Raw genomic sequence first — 4,480 nt, forward strand, 5'->3', positions numbered from 1 at the left:
CCATCAAAGGAATGTGTGGAAGGGGTTCTTTTATTTGTTGAATATACTTTGGTCCAAAAGTAGATGCAGGAAATACCTTTATCATATCCGCTCCGCACTGAAAAGCAGCGACAATTTCCGTAGGAGTCAATCCACCGGCAACGCTAAAAATCTTCCGCTTTTTCGCTATTTGGATGACATCAACAGAGAAGGACGGGGAAACGACGAACTGAGCTTCGGCTTCGATGACTCGTTGCGCTGTTTCGGAATCAATTACCGTTCCCGCACCAACAACCATTCCTTCTAACTCTAGCACTGCTTTTTCAAGTGCATACAATGCTTCTCTCGTTTCCATCGTGATCTCCATAATTGGAATTCCACCTTGCTGCAAAGCCAACCCTATTGGAATAATATTATCCACTGTTGCTCCTCGTATAACTGGGACAATTGTAATACTCCTAATGAATTCAAACAAATCCATGGAATCCCTTCTTCCTCATCTCGTTATATCTTCTCCCAATTGATTGACTAATCGTTCTACGTCTAAGCGCTCTGGCATTCCTTCTACGTCTCCTTCCACCATCGTTACGAGTGCCCCAACCGCATTCGCTCGTCGCACAGCGTCGATTACTGGTAAACCTTCAATTAATCCAGATAACAGCCCGGCAGCAAAGCCATCGCCAGCCCCTACAGGGTCAACAACATGACTGACTGGAAAACTTGGAACGTATCCATTGCCCGTTTCTGTAAAATAATGTGCCCCTTTGGCTCCTAGTTTGATAGCCACGAGTGAAGCACCACTTTCAATAAGCTTTCTTCCCCACTCTTCAATTGTTCCTTCCCCTAACAAAAATGAAGCCTCTTCAATTCCAGGAAGAATAATATCTGCCTGATCAATGAGACGAGACATCACCTCTTTCGCCACATCTAAATTAGGCCATAATTTCATCCGAAGGTTTGGGTCAAAAACAACTTTCACTTTGTAATATCGTGCTATCGCAATTGCAGCAAAAATAGTTTCTTGGCAGCTTCCGCTTAATGCAGGAGTAATTCCAGTAATATGCAAATACTTTGCCTTAGAAATGTATTCCTCATCTAAATCTTCAGGGGTTAACTGACTTGCTGCCGAACCATGGCGATAATAGTATACACGGATGTCATTGTGTCTTCTCTTTTCTTTAAAATAAATGCCCGTCTGTGCTTGATGAATTACCTTTGTTTGGCTAACATCTATTCCTTCCCCTTTTAAAAAGGATAAGATTGCCCTTCCAAATTCATCATCTCCTACTTTGCTAATCCATCCAACACGATGACCTAGCCGTGCTAGACCAACGGCAACATTGGACTCTGCTCCTCCAATTCTCTTTGTGAACGTACTCGCTTGTCTAATTAGTCCATCACTCGTTGGTGTAAATACAACCATTGACTCCCCGATTGTGATTACATCCATCTTATTCCTCCAACGACATTTTCTCTACATTTACAAAGGATACGAAGCTATCTCACTATCATCTAAACCGACATAACTTTCTGTCTCATCGCTCATGCATTCAATTTCAATGAGCGTCACTTCATTTTTCGTTAGAACAACCGGCAACTGAACGATGCCATTCAACCCTTTTTTACATTCTGTCAAGATATGTGGATGTGCTATCTGCTTTAACGTTTCAATCTGTTTTTGACTTGGAAAACGAGGTCTCCCCATCTGCCTCCACACTCTCCACACATTCCCATGTTGTTCATTAACTATTTGACGCTTAATAAAAATATTTGAAAAAGGAACAGGAATATCGAGCTGTATCGTTCTCTCACATTCCTCTTTGCCCATTACTAAATTCCATAGTATCGCAACAATCGCTCCGTCTTTTCTTTTTGTAATAATCATTTCTGAATCCCGATAAAGCAATTCCTCTCCTAACGCCCGAAAAAATGTAAAAACATGAAATGTTGGTTTCGGAATTAAATGAAATGCAACTAGCCCAAATCCACCATGAAATAGTGATTTTGGAACGTCCATTTCTTCAAACACATCGCTAAATGTCCAATAAGAAAATGAGTCTACATAGTCTCCACCCTCGCTCAAAATGCGAGCAATATATGCCGCATTGAGCGGGGTATCGTGAATCGGATTAATGGGACTATACGATGTATTATACTCTGTAATATGCAAAGGTAAGTGTGGAAATGGGGACTGACGAATCAAGTTGCGAACAGATCGAAATTGCTCAATCATTTCTTCAGGAGGATGAAGTTCTTGATAGTAATGTTCAAACGTTACTTTGTGTGGCGCTTTGGATGTATAGGCATGTCGACTAACAAAGTCAACTGGTACGTCCCGCTCCCCACAAAAGTTAAGAAAATCTACAATCCATTCATCACTTCCCCCACAAATTGCTGGTCCCCCAACTTTCAAACGAGAATCAACACTCTTTACAGCACGTGCTGTCACCTCATACAATTTAAAATATTCTTGTTTGTCCGCTCCCTTCCAAAAAACTTCTAAGTTCGGCTCATTCCATACTTCAAAGGGCCATTTTCTTACTTCCTCTATTCCGTATCTCTGTATGAAATGAGAAACGACTGCAACAATTAAATCTCTCCATTTGTTGTAGTCCTTTGGTGGAGTTACGTTACCCTTCCAATAAAAAACAGTCTGGTCTCCTGAAGCAAGGGCACTCGGCATAAATCCCAATTCAATAAACGGACGTATGTTTAGTGATAAATACGAATCAATGATGCGATCAATGTATGTGAAGTTATAAAACGGTCTCATTTCTCCTGCAACTTCGACCTCTCGATAAATTCCAACATCATCCGAAAGTAAGCCGTGTCCCCTAATGTACTGGAACGATATTTTTTGTTGAACGAATTTTAAATGATCGATATATTCCTTTTGCAAAGCGAGTCCTAATCTCCCTGTTCCAACACAAAATCTCCACTTATCTTGAAACTTTTCATACCCATGTCCCGGTATTTTTACAACCTTCATAAACTCTCTCCTCATTCATAAATTTTTCGTCCGTATTGATCTTTAATGCCAGATTTACGATAAAAATAAGTATTAATAACATCACGCCACTCTTTAGCATGTTCGATTTGAATTGTTAATCGTTCCAATACGTCTTTGTATCGTTTTTCATCAATTTTCCCCTCTAGCTGCTCCCACTTTTTTTTCAACTGCTTGGCTTGTTCCACTCCTTCAAAATGAGTGTCATAAATATGTTGAATGACAGTCTTTCCTGATTTCAGTCGGTGTGAATACGGTACATGGTGAAAAAACAGCAATAATTCATCAGGACAGTCCTCTAACGATTCGTATATTGTAGCGTTTTCTGGAAAGTATTGCGATGCATATCCTGTCCCACTCAATGTTGTCCGATCAACACCAATCCCATGTCGATCCGCGTAATGATACGTTCCCCAATGTGAATATTCATACCCATCCACGTTTGGCCCATAATGATGCCCCGGATTTACCATCCATCCTATTCCAAGAGGAGAAGTGTAATTTTCATAAATTCTCCAAGAAGATAGAAGCATATCGCTAATCAGTTGGATGATTTGTGGATCATCTCCAAATGTTTGTATAATCCATTCCTTCGTAATTTCATCAGCTGATAAACTAGGATTCCAAGCAAGCCGACCGAAACCGTATAAGTTCGCCTGGGCTAACGTATGACCGGTCCAATTCGGCTCATCACCAATATTAGATACTCCTGCCATACCGCTATAGCGATAGTTGAATAAAGAGCCATCGATTACTTTCTTGACCTCTGATCCCTTCCCATTTGCATACGTATCAAATTCCAATACCTCTTTCCAGTGAGGAACGAGATAACATAAATGCTTCTGCTGTCCCGTATATTCTTGTGTAATTTGAACCTCCATCATTTGGTTCGTTCTCGGCATTGCACCAAACAACGGAGAAACAGGCTCCCTAACTTGAAAATCCATTGGGCCGTTTTTAATTTGCAAAATGACATTATCGTGAAACTGTCCATCTAATGGTTTAAAGTGGTCATACGCTGCTTTTGCACGATCTGTCTTTCGATCTCTCCAATCTTGCTGACAGTTATATACAAAACACCTCCAAATAACAATACCTCCGAACGGTTCCAACGCTTCAGCCAACATGTTTGCCCCATCAGCATGACTACGTCCATACGTGAACGGACCAGGTCGAAATTCAGAGTCAGCTTTAACGATAAAACCACCAAAGTCCGGGATGAATTGATAAATACGATGAGCAATATTACTCCACCATTGTTTAACTTTAGAATCAAGAGGGTCTGCCGTTGGAAGCCCTCCAATTTCAATTGGACTAGCATAGTTGATACTCAAAAATGTTTTAATCCCATATGTCCTAAAAATACTAGCTACTTCCGATAACTCTGGTAAAAATTCATCGGTAATTAATTTTGTTTCCGTCTGATGAACATTTACATTATTAACTGTAGATGAGCAAATTTACTAACATAAATTTACAACCAAACAAAAAAGG

The 4,480-nt window shown here is 40.3% G+C and carries 3 protein-coding genes and 1 pseudogene; all 4 read right to left on the reverse strand.

Annotation, left to right across the window (positions count from 1 at the left end):
• On the reverse strand, positions 1-400 hold a 400-nt coding region (locus V7Z64_RS11885), incomplete at its 3' end, for a bifunctional 4-hydroxy-2-oxoglutarate aldolase/2-dehydro-3-deoxy-phosphogluconate aldolase (protein ID WP_334110521.1).
• Positions 401-475: 75 nt separating this feature from the next.
• Positions 476-1,429, reverse strand: a complete 954-nt coding sequence (locus V7Z64_RS11890; protein ID WP_297991332.1) for a sugar kinase — start codon at positions 1,427-1,429, stop codon at positions 476-478.
• A 30-nt stretch (positions 1,430-1,459) separates the two neighbouring features.
• Complete coding sequence (locus tag V7Z64_RS11895; protein WP_297991330.1) at positions 1,460-2,968, reverse strand: GH39 family glycosyl hydrolase; 1,509 nt, start codon at positions 2,966-2,968, stop codon at positions 1,460-1,462.
• Between the two features lie 11 nt (positions 2,969-2,979).
• Positions 2,980-4,434, reverse strand: a pseudogene (locus tag V7Z64_RS11900) (alpha-glucuronidase); the annotation flags it as partial.
• Positions 4,435-4,480: the final 46 nt, after the last annotated feature.

The organism is Anoxybacillus sp. (assembly GCF_036834105.1).
In the GTDB taxonomy this organism is placed as follows: Bacteria; Bacillota; Bacilli; order Bacillales; family Anoxybacillaceae; genus Anoxybacillus.